This is a genomic window from Kushneria pakistanensis (genome assembly GCF_014652795.1).
GTDB lineage: Bacteria > Pseudomonadota > Gammaproteobacteria > Pseudomonadales > Halomonadaceae > Kushneria > Kushneria pakistanensis.
In genome coordinates this window covers 560715-575638 of the sequence record NZ_BMZM01000001.1, presented here as the reverse complement: position 1 = coordinate 575638, position 14924 = coordinate 560715, and the positions used below count along the sequence as shown (strand labels likewise).

15 protein-coding genes are annotated in these 14924 nt (G+C 57.0%); 6 read left to right on the top strand and 9 right to left on the bottom strand.

From position 1 onward, the window contains the following. Positions 1 to 47: 47 nt before the first annotated feature. From otnC to IE123_RS02520, 4 genes are read right to left on the bottom strand one after another with little or no spacing between them, the layout of a single operon-like run. A complete protein-coding gene (gene otnC, locus IE123_RS02535; protein ID WP_189514772.1) occupies positions 48 to 707 on the bottom strand; it encodes a 3-oxo-tetronate 4-phosphate decarboxylase in 660 nt (219 codons plus the stop codon). Beyond that, the gene (gene otnK, locus IE123_RS02530; protein WP_189514769.1) at positions 704 to 1975 is read right to left on the bottom strand and encodes a 3-oxo-tetronate kinase; all 1272 of its coding nucleotides are present in this window, start codon (positions 1973 to 1975) and stop codon (positions 704 to 706) included. Before otnK ends, otnC begins: the two co-directional genes overlap by 4 nt. Before the next feature lie 23 nt (positions 1976 to 1998). Then, positions 1999 to 2904 (bottom strand): L-threonate dehydrogenase, encoded by a 906-nt coding sequence (gene ltnD / locus IE123_RS02525; protein ID WP_189514767.1) that lies wholly within the window; start codon positions 2902 to 2904, stop codon positions 1999 to 2001. Between the two features lie 20 nt (positions 2905 to 2924). Then, positions 2925 to 3671 (bottom strand): FadR/GntR family transcriptional regulator, encoded by a 747-nt coding sequence (locus IE123_RS02520; RefSeq protein ID WP_189514765.1) that lies wholly within the window; start codon positions 3669 to 3671, stop codon positions 2925 to 2927. A gap of 252 nt (positions 3672 to 3923) precedes the next feature. On the opposite strand from IE123_RS02520, the gene denD reads away from it, so the two are divergent. The 3 genes from denD (at position 3924) to IE123_RS02505 (ending at position 6602) form a co-directional block, all read left to right on the top strand. Further along, on the top strand, positions 3924 to 4886 hold the full coding sequence (gene denD, locus IE123_RS02515) for a D-erythronate dehydrogenase (RefSeq protein ID WP_189514763.1): 963 nt from the start codon (positions 3924 to 3926) through the stop codon (positions 4884 to 4886). Between the two features lie 58 nt (positions 4887 to 4944). Continuing rightward, entirely contained in the window at positions 4945 to 6342 is a 1398-nt protein-coding gene (locus IE123_RS02510) for a GntP family permease (RefSeq protein WP_189514761.1), read from the top strand. Positions 6343 to 6422: 80 nt separating this feature from the next. Beyond that, entirely contained in the window at positions 6423 to 6602 is a 180-nt protein-coding gene (locus IE123_RS02505) for a metallothionein (RefSeq protein ID WP_189514759.1), read from the top strand. Between the two features lie 90 nt (positions 6603 to 6692). On the opposite strand, the gene IE123_RS02500 is transcribed toward IE123_RS02505, so the two are convergent. Together IE123_RS02500 and IE123_RS02495 are read right to left on the bottom strand one after the other, a co-directional pair. Then, positions 6693 to 6938, bottom strand: coding sequence for a hypothetical protein (locus IE123_RS02500; RefSeq protein ID WP_189514757.1), 246 nt, complete (start codon positions 6936 to 6938; stop codon positions 6693 to 6695). A gap of 79 nt (positions 6939 to 7017) precedes the next feature. Continuing rightward, positions 7018 to 7455, bottom strand: coding sequence for a copper resistance protein NlpE N-terminal domain-containing protein (locus tag IE123_RS02495; RefSeq protein ID WP_189514755.1), 438 nt, complete (start codon positions 7453 to 7455; stop codon positions 7018 to 7020). A gap of 148 nt (positions 7456 to 7603) precedes the next feature. Between IE123_RS02495 and IE123_RS02490 the strand changes: the two genes are divergently transcribed. Beyond that, the gene (locus tag IE123_RS02490; protein WP_189514754.1) at positions 7604 to 8026 is read left to right on the top strand and encodes a hypothetical protein; all 423 of its coding nucleotides are present in this window, start codon (positions 7604 to 7606) and stop codon (positions 8024 to 8026) included. A gap of 639 nt (positions 8027 to 8665) precedes the next feature. Further along, positions 8666 to 9058 (top strand): VOC family protein, encoded by a 393-nt coding sequence (locus IE123_RS02485; RefSeq protein ID WP_189514752.1) that lies wholly within the window; start codon positions 8666 to 8668, stop codon positions 9056 to 9058. Positions 9059 to 9492: 434 nt separating this feature from the next. Here IE123_RS02485 and IE123_RS02480 read toward each other — a convergent pair whose 3' ends face one another. Further along, on the bottom strand, positions 9493 to 10506 hold the full coding sequence (locus IE123_RS02480) for a Gfo/Idh/MocA family protein (protein WP_189514750.1): 1014 nt from the start codon (positions 10504 to 10506) through the stop codon (positions 9493 to 9495). Between the two features lie 351 nt (positions 10507 to 10857). Between IE123_RS02480 and IE123_RS02475 the strand changes: the two genes are divergently transcribed. Next, positions 10858 to 12612, top strand: coding sequence for a purine-cytosine permease family protein (locus tag IE123_RS02475; RefSeq protein WP_189514748.1), 1755 nt, complete (start codon positions 10858 to 10860; stop codon positions 12610 to 12612). Positions 12613 to 12837: 225 nt separating this feature from the next. Here the strand turns inward: IE123_RS02475 and iolB are convergent, their stop codons facing one another. Both iolB and IE123_RS02465 read right to left on the bottom strand, forming a co-directional pair. Beyond that, positions 12838 to 13641, bottom strand: a complete 804-nt coding sequence (gene iolB / locus IE123_RS02470; protein WP_189514746.1) for a 5-deoxy-glucuronate isomerase — start codon at positions 13639 to 13641, stop codon at positions 12838 to 12840. Between the two features lie 60 nt (positions 13642 to 13701). Next, on the bottom strand, positions 13702 to 14556 hold the full coding sequence (locus IE123_RS02465; RefSeq protein WP_189514744.1) for a MurR/RpiR family transcriptional regulator: 855 nt from the start codon (positions 14554 to 14556) through the stop codon (positions 13702 to 13704). Positions 14557 to 14924 lie beyond the last annotated feature (368 nt).

The following is a 14924-nucleotide window of genomic DNA, read 5'->3' as shown; positions in this document are numbered from 1 at the left end:
CTGCAGGCACCGGGGCACCGTCATTATCAGAGGGACTATTAAAAGGACTACCAGCGCGCACCGAACTGCTGGCGCAGGCCGTCAATCTGCTCATCATTCAGGGTATTGATCTGCTGACCCTGCAGCAGCAGAAACAGACGCGCGGTTTCTTCGAGCTCCTCGATAGCGTTGCGCGCCGCTTCCAGACTCTTGCCGGCCACCACCGGGCCGTGATTGGCCAGCAGCACGGCGCTGTACTCGGGGGCGTACTCACGCACCGCCTCGCCCATCGCCGGATCACCGGGCTGGAAATAGGGCAACAGCGGCAGGCGGCCCACGCGCATCACGAAATAGGGCGTGATCGGTGGCAGGCAGGAGCGCGCATCCAGCCCCTTGAGGCAGGAGACCGCCGAGGCGTAGGTGGAGTGCAGATGGATGACGCCACCGGCTTCTTCACGCGTTTCATAAAAGGCGCGATGCAGGAAGGACTCCTTGGTCGGTGGCTTGCCGGAGATCAGATTGCCCTCCCAGTCGAGCTTTGAAATTTCGGCCGGATCCAGCGCCCCCAGGCTGGCATTGGTCGGCGTCATCAGCCAGCCGCCCTCGCATTTGGCGCTGATATTGCCGGAGGTGCCGGGCGCCATGCCCAGCTGGCGAAAGGCGCGGCCGATCTCGCTGATCTCCTCGCGCAGGCGGTTCTCTTCCGAGTGGGTATTGATATGGCTCATGGCATGCGCTCCCAGGCCTTGGTCATGAAATCCTCGCTTCCAAAATTGCCCGACTTGAGTGCCAGCGCCAGCGAATGGCCGGTGCCCAGTGTGACGGTCCAGGGCACGCCCGGATCGATGCTCGGCCCGATCTGAAGACCTTTCACATTGAGCGCACTGACCACCGCGCCCGAGCTTTCGCCCCCGGCCACCAGCAGTCGTCGTACGTCAAGCTCGTTGACCAGCGTTGCGGCAATGTCACCCAGCGCACGCTCGACGATCTCGCCGGCTGCCTGTACACCCAGCGCCTGCTGCGCCTTTTTCACATTCTCGGGGGAGGCGCTGGCATAGATGAGCACAGGAGACTGATCGAGATGATCACGTGCCATTGTCAGCGCCTCGTCGAGCTGGCGTTGATAGTCGTCCGCCAGTGCCAGGGCATCGAGGCGGTAATGGGGATAGTGCGAGCGGGCATGCTCGATCTGGGCCAGCGTCGCCCTTGAGCAGCTGCCGCTCAGAATAGCCTCACGACCGGGCGTGGTGGGCAGCTCGGCGGCACGCTCGCCGGTCAGCTGATCGGACCAGCGCGCGCCAAGGCCCAGCGCCAGGCCGGAGCCGGCGGTCACAAGCTTTAGATCACGACACGCCTCACCCAGCGTTTCCAGATCGCGCTGCTCGATGGCATCAAGAATCGCCACGCCAACGCCGTCGGCCTGCAGCGCGTCAAAGCGGCTTCGCACGGCTTCGCTGCCCTGACGCACGCAATCGAAGTCGACCAGCCCGATCCGATGGCGGCTCTGACTGCCCATGACGCGCACCAGATTGGCATCGGTCATGGGCGTGAGCGGATGGTCCTGCATGCCGCTTTCATTGAGCGGCACGCCACCCGCGAACAGATAGCCGTTGTAGACGGTGCGACGATTGGCCGGCAGCGCCGGACAGGCGACGGTAAAGGGCACATCGAGTGCATCCATCAGCGCATCGGTCACCGGACCGATATTGCCCTCACTCGTGGAGTCAAAGGTGGAGCAGTACTTGAAATAGAACTGCTTGCAGCCGCGTGCCTGGAGCCATTCAAGTGCCGCCAGCGACTGCGAGATCGCCTCCTCGGCGGGAATGGTACGGCTTTTAAGCGCGACCACCACGGCATCGACGTTTTGAAGTTCATCGGCCAGCCCCTCATCGGGAATGCCGATGGTCTGGACGGTGCGCATGCCGATACTGACCAGCTGGCTGGCCAGGTCGGTGGCACCGGTAAAGTCATCTGCAATACAGCCCAGCAATGGCATGGGAGTCCCCCTGACGTAAAGGATCAGTCGTTGGCCGCACGCGTGGGCAGGTCAATGCCCGGGAAGATGCGCACCACCCCGGCGTCATCCTCGCGACCAAATCCCATGGAAGAGGCCTGGCTGAACATGGTCAGCGCCTGGGCAGTCATCGGCAGCGGGAAACGCCCGGCGCGCGCAGTGTCGTGCACCAGCCCCAGGTCCTTGACGAAGATGTCCACTGCCGAGCGTGGGGTATAGTCACCATCGAGAATGTGCGGCACGCGGTTTTCAAACATCCAGGAGTTGCCGGCACTCTTGGTGATCACCTCATACAGCGTCCGAGGATCACAGCCGCTTTTGATGCCGTAGGCCATCGCCTCGGCCGCGGCGGCAATGTGTACGCCCGCCAGCAATTGATTGACCAGCTTGACCTGCGAGCCCTGACCCGCCGCCTCGCCGAGTCGAAAGATGGTCGCCGCAATGGCGTCCAGCGCTGGCTGGGCACGCTTGAACACCTCGGAGGGGCCGGAAGCCATCAGCGTCAGCTCACCGGCCGCGGATTTGACCGCCCCGCCGGAGATGGGAATATCGAGATAGTCGATGCCCTTCTCGGCAAGCTCGGCGGCCAGCGCGATCACGGCGTCCGGCGCGGCAGTGGCACAGCCCACCACGATGCTGCCGGGGGCGAGTGTAGCGGCGAGGCCGTTATCGCCAAAGAGCACCTGGCGCATCTGCTCGGCGTTGACCACCACCAGAAAAACGACATCGGCCTGACGACCCATCTCGGCGGGATCCTGTACTGGCGTGCCGCCGGCCAGTGCCAGCTTCTCCAGCGCGGCGGGATTGATATCACACCCCAGGGTGTCAAAGCCTTCTCGCACCAGTGAGGTGGCCATGCCCAGCCCCATTGATCCCAGTCCGATAACCCCTGTTCTGAGCCTGTCTGCCATGTCGGTATTGCCTCGTGTTGTCACGTATGGGTGTCGTTGCGGGCGTGTTCGAAAATTCTGATCAACGACGCCGGGATATCATTGAGCCTGCGGCGCGCCTGATCCACGTGCCACCAGGCCGCCTGCCGGGCGCGCTCCCCATCACCGGAGGCGATGGCCTCGATGATCGCCTCGTGCTCGCTGATGACCTCGGCCACGAAGGTTTCCCGCCGCGCTTCATTGCGCCGGGTCAGGCTGATCGCCTGATGCAGGAAGCGGTTGTAGAAATCCAGCACCGTGATGAAGTACTCGTTGTGCGAGGCCTCGGCGATGGCGCGATGAAAGGCCAGGTCCTGATCCACCCCGGACTCGCCGGCCTCCACCGCCTCATCGATCTCGACCACGGCGTTGCGCAGCCGGCGCAGCTGCGAGCGGGAACAGCGTGTCGCGGCGAGACAGGCTGCTTCACCCTCCAGCGCACGACGCAGTTCCAGCAGGTGCAAAACGGAGGCAAGCGAGCCGCCGGGCAGTGCCTGCACCAGCGAGACCTGCGGCTCATCGGCGACAAAACTGCCGCTGCCACGTCTTGAAACGACCAGCCCTGCACTGCGCAGCATCGAGATTGCCTCGCGCACCACCGAGCGGCTGACACCGTAGCGCTCGCACAGCGCTGCCTCGGTGGGCAGGCGCGCACCGGCACGCAGCTCTCCGGTATGAATGGCACGCGTCAGGTTGCCCGCGATCTGTTCGGCAAACCCGGGCGAACGCTCCGATAGCGATTCAGTCATGACGCCCCTCTTCTCGCCCGCCTCTACCACTTGCAAAAACCTTCAACACGACGCCGGTTGTTCGACCAATGATCATATTGCTCCGCTCAATAGTTGTCAGACAACATTACAAAAAAGAAACCAATACTCAATACGTCCTTTGAATGATATCGAGTGAGCGCCAGAAGCGCCCTTGTCACGGCCTTTAACAACCCATCAGGGTCACATGGATCCTGAAATAAATGTCAGACAACCAGCGAAAGGAAGCGAACCATGCACATCATCATCACGGGTGCGGCGGGATTTCTGGGATCACGGCTGGCCGCCAGACTGCTTGAGCAGGGCACGCTCGATGGCCAGCCCATCAGCCATATCACCAGCCTTGACCTGGCCCCCTGCCCGGTAGAGGACTCGCGCATCGAATCAGTCGTTGGTGATATCAGTGATCCTGATGTCATCGAGCGCGCCTTTCGTGACGATACGATGGCCGTGTGCCATCTGGCAGCGATTGTCAGCTCGCATGCCGAGGCGGAATTCGATGAGGGCATGGCGATCAATTTCGATGCCACTCGTGCGCTGCTGGAGGCGTGTCGCCAGCGCGGCGGTCATATCCGCTTTCTGTTCAGCAGCTCGCTGGCCGTTTTCGGGCCCGGCATGCCCGAACCGCTCACCGAACAGACCGCGCCGCAGCCGCTGTCTTCCTACGGCACGCAAAAGGCGATGGGCGAGCTGCTGGTCAATGACTACAGCCGCCGCGGCTTTGTCGATGGCCGGGTGTGTCGTCTACCCACCATTGTGGTGCGCCCCGGACGCCCCAATCGGGCGGCCTCTTCCTTTGCCAGCTCCATCATTCGCGAGCCGCTCAGCGGTGAAGAGGCGATCTGCCCGATCGATCCGGAATTTGCCATCTGGATCTGTTCGCCCGAGACCATCATCAACAATCTCGCCCATGCGCTGTCACTGGATGGCGATCGCATGGACACCTGTCGCACCGTCAACCTGCCGGGCATGTCGATTCAGGTGAAAGAGATGATCGAGGGTCTTGAGCGGGTAGCCGGAAAGGATGCCGGGGCGCTTGTCCGCTACGAGCGTGATCCGCAGATCGAGGCGATCGTGTACAGCTGGGCGCCGCTGTTTGATAACCGCCATGCCCTGTCGCTGGGCTTTGAGGTGGACGAAAACTTTGATGACATCGTGCGTGCGCATCAGCGCTATCTCGCCGATCAGACCCATTGATGTCTCACATCGCCCGGTGCGCCGGGCGATTACCCGCCTTTTACGGGAGTGAATTGTCATGACGGATGCCACCGCTGCGGGTCCCCAGGTCATTATCGGACTGGGTATTGCCATCTTTGTGATGATCTTTCTGGTATTGAAAACCCGCGTTCATGCGCTGCTGGCGCTGGTCGCTGCCGCTTCGCTCGCCGGTCTGATCGGCGGCATGCCCGCCAACGAGGTTATTAGCGCCATTACCACCGGGTTTGGAGCAACGCTGGCCACCATTGGTCTGGTCATCGGATTTGGCGTGATGATGGGGCGCATTCTGGAGGTGTCAGGTGCCGGACAGCGTCTGGCCCGCACTATCCTGCGCCTGCTGGGCAAGGAGCGCGAAGACTGGGCAATGGCGCTGACCGGCTATATCGTCTCGATCCCGATCTTTTGCGATTCCGCCTACGTCATTCTCAATCCGCTGGTCCGGGCGCTGGCGCGCAACAGCGGACGCTCGGTTCTGACGCTAGGGATCGCGCTGGGCTCCGGCCTGATCGTGACCCACAGTGCCGTGCCGCCCACGCCGGGCCCACTGGGCGTGGCCGGCATTTTCGGTATCGATATCGGCCTGATGATCGCCTGGGGCGTGGTCTTTACGGCACCAGCGCTGATCGTGATGGTACTCTATGCCCGCGTCATGGGACCGCGTATCGAAGCGATGATCGAGCGCGATACCGGCCAGACCCTGAGCCTTGCCGCAGACAATACAGAAACACCGCAGCTCGGCGAACATGAACTGCCCTCGCTGACGCGCTCCATACTGCCCATCGCGCTGCCGATTGGCCTGATCTTCTTCAACACGCTGTTCAGTGCCCTGGCAAGCCTTGATGACAGTGTGAGCATCGAAAGCTCCATGATCGGACAGCTGATCACCTTTTTCGGTAATCCGGTGATTGCCGTGGGCATTGGTGTGCTGGTCGCCGTCTACGGGCTGGTGCCAAAGATGCCGCGTGAGGATGTCCTTCGGCATCTGGAAAAGGGCGTGGAAAGCGCCGGCATCATTTTGCTGGTGACCGGTGCCGGGGGCGCGCTGGGGGCAGTCTTGCGTGCCAGCGGTGCAGGAGACTATATCGGCACGCAGATCGCCTCGCTGGCCCTGCCCGCCTTTCTGATTCCGTTTATCATCGCCACGCTGGTGCGCTTTGCTCAGGGCAGCGGCACAGTGTCGATGATCACCGGAGCCTCCATATCAGCACCCATCCTCGCTGCCATGCCGGAGGTCAACATGGTGCTGGCCGCCCAGGCGGCATGCCTGGGAGCGCTCTTTTTCAGCTACTTCAATGACAGCTATTTCTGGGTGGTCAATCGGATGCTGGGGGTCAAAAACGCCAAACACCAGCTTCTGGTGGTGTCGGTACCGACCACGTTGGGCTGGGCGACAGCGCTTGCGGGGCTTTTTGTTGCCAATGCCTTCATGGGATAGCGCGCTTAAGGCGCCTTTTGCGCATGATGACCTATGCTTGAGACAGGATATGCCACTACCCCTGAAAAGGAGAGTCCTTCATGACCCAACGCATCTGTGACTGCACTTACTGTGAATGCGTCGTTCCCGATACAGCCCCCGAGGTCAATGGTAAATCCTATTGCTGTGAAGCCTGCGCTGCATCCCATCCGGACAATCAGCCCTGCCAGGACAGCAAGTGTGACTGCCATCGCCGCAACTGGGGCGGCATCAAAAGCTGATACCCGCCGCTTGATCAAGCAACGCAAAGGCCCGCTTCCATGGAAGCGGGCCTTTTTAATACGGTATGAACAGCAAAAGCGCCTTTTGCGCTACGACGGGTCAGAGGAATTGTCTCTTCCCTTCGTATTGACCACCTTTTCCAGAAGCTGCTCGGCCTTGCTTTTGGGCTCGGTTTCCAGCTCTTTTTGCAGATCGGCATACTGACCGCGCAACGTATTGCACGAGGAACAGAACACCTTGTCATCAGGGTTGCGCGTTTCCGACAGGCGCACACTATGGCTGCCACATTCAGGACACGCAGTTGGCATTCTCAGTTCTTCGGACAGATCACCCATGTCGATCTCCTGTACCAGATCATTGATACCTACAATAAACCCGGCCACAAGGACCGGGTTATCCAGACTCAGGCGAGCATCACTTGATGCGCTTGAGCGTCAGGTTATCACTGGAATCAATCCGTGAATAATTACGGTCCAGCAGACGCATGTCACCATTACCTACCGGCAGCAGGTTATAAATGGTGTTGCCCTGACCATTTTTTAATTCGTAGACCAGCGGATAGCTGTTGGGCCCAACGTTTTCCTTGATCAGCACCTGCCCCTGAGTGGTTAGCGGCTTCTCTGACTGACCCAGACGCGTGCTGTCCAGTGTGAAGCTTGCACCAGTATTGTCCTGATTGCGGATTTCAAGATTGGTCTTGATACCGGCACAATCAGCACAGGGCAGTGTGCCCTGATAACGACCATCAGCCTGTGCATAGGGTGACTGATTTTGCACATCGTTACCGGAACAACCGGCAAGTCCGATAACAGATGCAAGTACGGCGGTAGTAGCGATACCCTTGAACGTCATTTCGAATCTCCTTTTCGAAAACAGGCACTTTGCAGCCTAGGCAATAATGCAGCCAGGCGCCAACTTAACATGTGCCATCTTTTATACAGCACAGCGATCTAGTTCCCAGGCAGCCAGAATACTAGTACATCCATACAGCGAGCGTGCCATGAATCGGACATTTTTATCTATTCTCCTGCTGACCGGCCCCTGCATTCTTGCCGGTATTTCCACGGCATGGGCTGAAGCGCTGCCTTCCGAGCCTTTTACTGAAACGCTCGATAATATGCTCAAGGATGAACGGCTGGTCAGCTATGATATTCGCTCGCTGACCACTGACGATATTACGGTCAAGCTGACATATTCGGGAGATCATCGCTACAGTGATGCAGAGCTGGCACCCTTTAACAATGGGGTGTGCTATGCCCTGCTGGGTACGGCGGTCAGGACAGGCCTGATGCCGTTTACCGGCCATACCGAGATCAGCTGCCAGGCCATACAGCAAAAGGGTGAGCGCGCCGAGGCAGGTGCGCTTGGCGTAAGTCGCTATCAGCGGGCAAGCGATGACTTTGACTATCAGTCAACCCGTTGAGTCGACGACCGGCATACTGTATGCCAGACACCATGGCATACGGTTTTTGATCATTGTCAGCGCCCGCTTGCTGCGGTTATAAACGTTGACTGAATGCTCCCCTGGTATCGCCCCTTCACCAAGGAGATAACCCTTATGGCAGAAGCCATCAGCAATACCCTGCAACTGCTGCGCGATCTCATGTCACTTTTCACCTGAGACCGTTCATTGGGCAACACCTTGAGAAGCACGGCTAATAAACTTAAACAATAACCTGAATCATTTTATGGCCGGTTCTGAATTCTGCTGTTTTTCATGCGAGGGCTATAGCACGGCCCTGTCAATGCGCATAGGCTGAGCAGGTGGAAGGATTCACGCCGTGCATGGATCGCCCGAAGCATGGAACGCTTCCATAAGCATGGAAGCTGACCGCGGTTACTGCCTTCGGGCGGTAACCGCGACTTCCCTCCTCCCTGATGCCCCGCCCTGCTTACATAATACTTTTTTTAATCATGTCTACACCTGACATGATGATCTGGCCTTAATGGCACTGTTATTGTCTGCTCATTCAATCACAATGGCCCGCCACGACGGCTGCATGCCATTCATTGCAATTAAACAGACACCTGCCAGAACAGCAGATGCCGGAGCCAAAAAATCATGCTGAGTCATGTCATGGTAGGAAGTAACGATCTGGCGCGCGCCAGAGAGTTTTATGATCCATTGCTAGGCTGCATTGGTCTTTATCGACATGACGATGACGACAACGATCACAAATGGTTATGTTATGCCGCCCCACAGGAGCGGACCCTTTTTCTCGTCTGCAGTCCTCTTGATCAAAACGCTGCGACGCATGGTAACGGTACGCTGGTGGCCTTCAGAGCACATAGCCATGAGAGCGTTGATCAGTTCCATGCCATCGGCATGACGCTGGGCGCGACAGATGAAGGCGCGCCCGCATTACGCGCGCAGTATCACGACTATTTTTATGGCGCCTACCTGCGTGACCCCGATGGCAACAAGCTGTGCTGTGTCTGCCATGACCATATTTGAAAGAGACGACGAACGCTAAGTCCGCAGGCTAGCGCTGACGCTCTCGTTGCCGGACGGCAACGCATCGCTGAATGCCAAGGAGTTCCGCTGGATCCACGTGACGTGTCCTTGTCAGCAGAGTATCAAGTGAAAGCAGCAATACAATGTGGCTGCATCGCAGGATGAAAACGTAAAGGCAGAAAAGAAATCGGCTGAGATATTGAAAGGATTGGTGGGCCCAGCAGGACTCGAACCTGCGACCAAGAGATCATGAGTGCAGCGAAAGGCAAAATCGGGCCACGCCTGTTATACGCTTTACTACACCTTTCGGTTCAGTAACCTGGTAAATTCCATGATTTACATAATGAGCACTGGTTATGATCAGTCAGCACCCAAACCGCAACCAGTTTTACTTGGAATTCGTTAAAAAAAAGCAACGCGGTGATCCAATATTGTTAGCCAATCATCTCACGTGTCCGCGTCGAAAAATCGATTTCCTTCTGCTCACGCGCACTTTCATATACACAGGCAATAAGAAGATTCAAGCGCTGCGCCTGCTCAACCGGAACAGGTGGTTCGCTATCGTTGACCAGTGCATCAATAAAAAGCTGGTTTTCTCGCACATAGCCACCCTTTTCGTCGTGTGGAAGCAACCGATACTCCTCGCTTTCAATCTTCTGGTTCAAACCCGGTGAGAAGCGTACAGACTCGATTTCCTGCGTCTCGAGTGTGGCATAGCGTCCGAAAATTTCGACACGCTCGAATGGAAAACTCCATCCCGAATGTGCGCTCGACATCATGGTACAAACCATGCCGCTTTCGAACGTAAAGAGAATGGCAAAGTTATCAAGCTCGCTGTCAGAAATCGCTTGGCAGGCTTCACATCTCAGTGTTTTGATCGGACCAAAAAGGTACTCGAGCAAATCCAGCTGATGAATAGTCGTTTCATATAGAAAGCCACCCGTTTGATCGGGATCTGCTGTCCAGGCAGGATTAAGCAGTTCACCCCGGTTAAGGCGAACATGAGCCGAAAAGGGCTCGAGACGACCGCTATCGATCAACTTCTTGATGTATTGATGGGCGTGGGCAAAACGTCTACTCATACCGAGGTTATAGACTGCCTTTGAATCACAGGCAGCTTTTAGAATTTGCTCCCCTTCCGCAACACTTGTTGCCATCGGCTTTTCACAAAAAACGTTGATGCTGTTTTTCAGGCAGGTCAATACCGGCTGCAGATGCGTCCTGTTTGGTGTGGTGACATAGACAGTATCCACCCCTGCGTCGATCAGCGACACCACGCTGTCACCACAAACCACATGCTCACCAATAGTCGTGGCCAGTTTTTTGGCAGCGGCTTCAACCATGTCCGCGACAGCCACGATTTCAACACGTTCATCACGCTGCAGGATTGACGCATGAACCGCGGCAATTCCCCCCGCCCCCAGAATACCAACGCGTATTTTTCCCATGATTTCCTCCCCCTGATTCCGGTGACAGTTATTGGGTACTCAATGACTATCAGAGAGACAAAAGCCCTCATCGCCAGGCACTCGCCCATAAAAATGCCGTTGAGCGTAGAAGAAACACGACTTTGTTATTCAGGAATGTTTTGGCAACACCCGATGGCAAAAGCCGACGACCGAAAAGAAGTATCCTCTTGTTGGAATCTTTGTTCCATGAAACCAAAGTTATAGAACAAACGGTTTGAAAGCCGTTCCAGAGCGCTTTACATTCGAACGCGTATTTCATCAGCAGAAAGTCCTCTGATCCGAACCTCTAAAAGCGGACCGGCCCTGAGCCAAACGCCGCGGGAGTACCGAATGACCAGCAAGACTTCATCTCGACACGCCGGCCAGACCCGTAATACGGATGAGCTGGAGCGTACGCGCATCCCGCCCAGCCGACAGCTGAGCGGCAAATATTTTCTGGGCTCTTTCGCCGGGGAACACGTCGCCGGTACCGAATTTGTGATCGGGGCGTCACTGGTCGCACTCGGCGTCAGCACCGGCGACCTGCTACTGGGACTGCTGCTGGGCAATCTCATGGCGGTCCTTTCCTGGGCGTGGGTATGCACGCCCATTGCCACCCGCTCGCGCATGACTCTTTATTGGTACATCGAGCGGCTGGCCGGCAAGCGCTTTGCCTGGATGTACAATTTGCTTAACGGGCTCATTTTTGCCGTGATTTCTGGCGCCATGATCACCGTCTCCGCCTCAGCGTTTCGAGTCGTGACCGGCATTCCTACCCAGACCGGCTGGTATCCAGAAAGCGTCAGCTTTGTGATCCTGGCCCTTTTTGTAGGTGCCATCACGGTCTGGCTGACTCTTAAGGGCTTCAAACTGATCGCCAATTTCTCAACGGTCTGCGCTCCTTGGATGGCGGTCATGTTTGTGGCCAGCGGTATTGTTTCGATCGGGATACTGCTGCAGCTGGGCGAGCAGCAGGGTGTGATCGGTCTGTCCAACGTGGTCGATCAGTTCGTCTGGACCGGCACAACTCCGGCCGGCGATCCCGGTATTTCAGTATGGATCATTGCGGCCTGGGCCTGGGGGGCAAACATGCCACAACATCTGGGCATGAGCGACATGAGCACTCTGCGCTTTGCCCGCAAGACCTCCTATGGCTACTTTTCGGCCGCCGGCATGTACATCGGTCACTTCGTGGCCTGGCTATGCTCCGGGCTGATGGGCGCCACTGCAGCCATGCTGGCTCAGTCGCAGCTGATCGATATGGACCCGGGCGGCGTCGCCTTCAGGATTCTGGGCATCATGGGGCTCCTGGCGGTGGTGATTGCCGGCTGGACAACGTCCATTCCGTGTCTTTACCGCGCGGGACTCGCTTTCCAATCCATTTTCCCACGCTATTCGCGTACGCAGGTGACGCTGGCTGTCGGCTCACTGACCACGGTCATTGCGTGTTCGCCTTTTGTGTTCAATCAGTGGCTGAATGTGCTGTCATATTTCATCATGCTGATTGCGCCTATCGGCGGCATCATTGCAGCGGAACATTTCATTCTGCCGCGTCAGGGCATCCGACCCTTCTGGCGTGAGCATCAGAAAAACATCGATAACGTTCCTGCGTTTGTCACCTGGGGGATGAGCGTGGCCGTGGGTGTAATTCTGATGTCTCTCGATGCCATTCATCTGTTCACCCTATTCATCCCCGTCTGGCTGACCAGCCTTGTCGGCTATCCGCTGATCTGTGTCTTGATGGGGGCGCGGCGCGAGTCGAAGGGAGATCTTCATCTAGCCGCCTATGGTCCGGTGACCCCTGAAGAAATTGCCGGCGATAAGCCGCCGGCCACTGTGCCGGTACAACGCCGCAACCCCTGGTACTACCTGGCACTGGCCTGCCTTGTCGTTATTTTGGCGATCGCTGTAGCAAGCTACATGAGTCATAAACCACTCGGCTTCCTCTCAACCTTCCGGTGGCTCATCATCGCCCCCACTGTCGTGTACTTTATTGCCGCCACGCAGTGGATGAAGGGCCGCCGACGCGTTCGAAGCGACGTCGCCTCATACAAGCGTCAGTGGCAAAAAACAGCAGTTACGTCGGACAACACGCCTCACCGATAATCATTGCCGACATCTTTTGGGCGCCCTGCGGGCGCCTTTTTTTGGCTGCTGTACCAACCATTATCCAACGATCGCCGGCATTACGAATCACGGTGGCGTAGAAGACAAAACATGATAACGGTACAAAACCTCGATTCATTTTTGCCTGCTGTTCGGGGCCTTTCCGGGCAACAAAAAACCCCGCCATAGCGGGGTTTTTCAATCATCGACCAGGCCTTATCGCCCTTATTGTTTGAGCATCCACTCGTGATCCGGATCGTTGTGAAACTTCCACACCCTTTTGGGCCCGGCCATCACATTCAGATAGTACAGCTCATAGCCATGTGGCGCGCCTACCGGGTGATACCCCCTGGGTACCAGAACACAGTTGCCGTGTTCCACGGCCATGGTCTCATCCAGAGAACGGTCGTCAGTGTAAACCCGGTGCAGCGCAAAGCCCTGCGAGGGGTTAAGGAGGTGATAATAGGTCTCTTCGAGCTGCGATTCGTGCGGAAGGTTATCCTGGTCATGCTTGTGCGGCGGATAGCTCGACCAATTCCCTGCCGGCGTATAGACCTCGACCACCAGCAGACCATCGGCCTCCTCGGTTTCCGGCAGAATATCGTGCACATGACGCACATTACTGCCTTCGCCTCGAGTAGCACTGTTGATCTGTTCCGGCGCAATCAGTCGTGCCTTGTAACTTCCTTTACCCGGTGCGCTGCAGACAGCAACTTCCAGATCAGTGACTGCCTCAACGCTATAGGAAGTGTCATTGGGAAAGTAGACAGCATAGGGACGCTTTTTCTCGAAAACATCCATGCGATCGCCGATGTTTTCCCACGCTTCATTCCCGCAGGCAATGGTCGCACAACCGGTCAGCAGTACAAGACACTCCTCCCTGTCGCCGGTCTGCCAGGAAACCTTCTCGCCTTTGGGCAGTTTGTGAACGCGAAAGCCGACATGTTCCCAGCCAGCAGACTCGGGAGTGACCTCGAGAATCTTCCCCTGGGCATCGGGGTTTTGAGGTCGAACCAGAAGCGAACTCATATTGAATCCTCCATGAATGAAGCCGTGAATAACAATGAAGACAAACTATTTACCCGGTGTTTAACCCTCCTGTTCCTGATGGCTACCGTCATTCTTTCGGTCCTGACGAACCCCCAGTGAAATGGCCAGTGTCTGACTCAGACACAGAGATGCCGTCAGTCCGCGGAAACTTTTGACCTCTGCTTCATGCACGATCAGTGAAACGTCAGCCGTGGGCGCCAGCGGACTCAGGCTCGAATCGGTGATCACGATATGAGGAATGCCGCGCTCACAGGCTTCAGCCACAGCGTCATGGGTCTCCCGGGCATAGGGCGAAAAACTGATAATCAACATGGCATCCCTGGGGCCCACCGCTTTCATCTGCTCTGAGTGCATCCCCCCCAGCCCATCCATCAAAAAGGCCCGCTTACCGATGTGATGCAGCGCATAGGTGAAGTAGCTGGCGACCACGAAGCTTCGCCTGGCGCCCAGTACATGTACGATCTCGGCCTGCTCGAGAATGTCCAGGGCACGCTCGAGCTGGACCGGATCAATACGTCCGGGTAATGCTTCAAGCACCTCCCGATTGGCCTCGGAAAATTCCCACAGCAACTGCGTACTGTCCGGCGTTTCGCCCGTCGCGGTACGAATGGCTCGAATGCGTTCGGCATAGTTGGGCAACTCATCGACCAGTCGTGAGCGAAAAAGCTGCTGCATTTCCGAAAATCCCTTGAAACCAAAGCTGTTGGCAAAGCGAATCAGGGTCGAGGGCGTCACACCTGCCTGTTCCGCCAGCCGTGCAACAGTGGCAAAAGCCACTTCCTGGGGGTGATCAAGCAAAAAGCGGGCGGTCTGCTGCAGGCGCCGGCTGAGGCTGCCGTACTGGGCTGTAATGCGCTCTTCCAGCTCGGCGAAGCTCTGCGGTAACTGGCTCATGATGTTCTCTCTATTGTTTCCTGACGCCTGCATTGGATGAACCTGTATGGCGCGCAGTCTAAAACCGATGAAATGTAAATTCCATGATTAAAACAAATGGAATGTGCCAACTTTGGTCGATGGGAAAACATCCCCCTTGACTTGCCCCGGCGTATACCCGGGCAGACAAGAAAAATGTGTCTGATTTAAGGACAGGGCCTACATCTTTGGTCTCATGAAACAGACATTCTACGCCTGACGCAAAGTGCAAAAACCCCTCTTTTATATAATAAGTATTTGTATTTAAAGAAAATTGACAAAACAAGCACTTTCCTCTGCAAGCCGATAGATCGCATTTTCCAGCCGTTGAACATATGGAATATAAATTC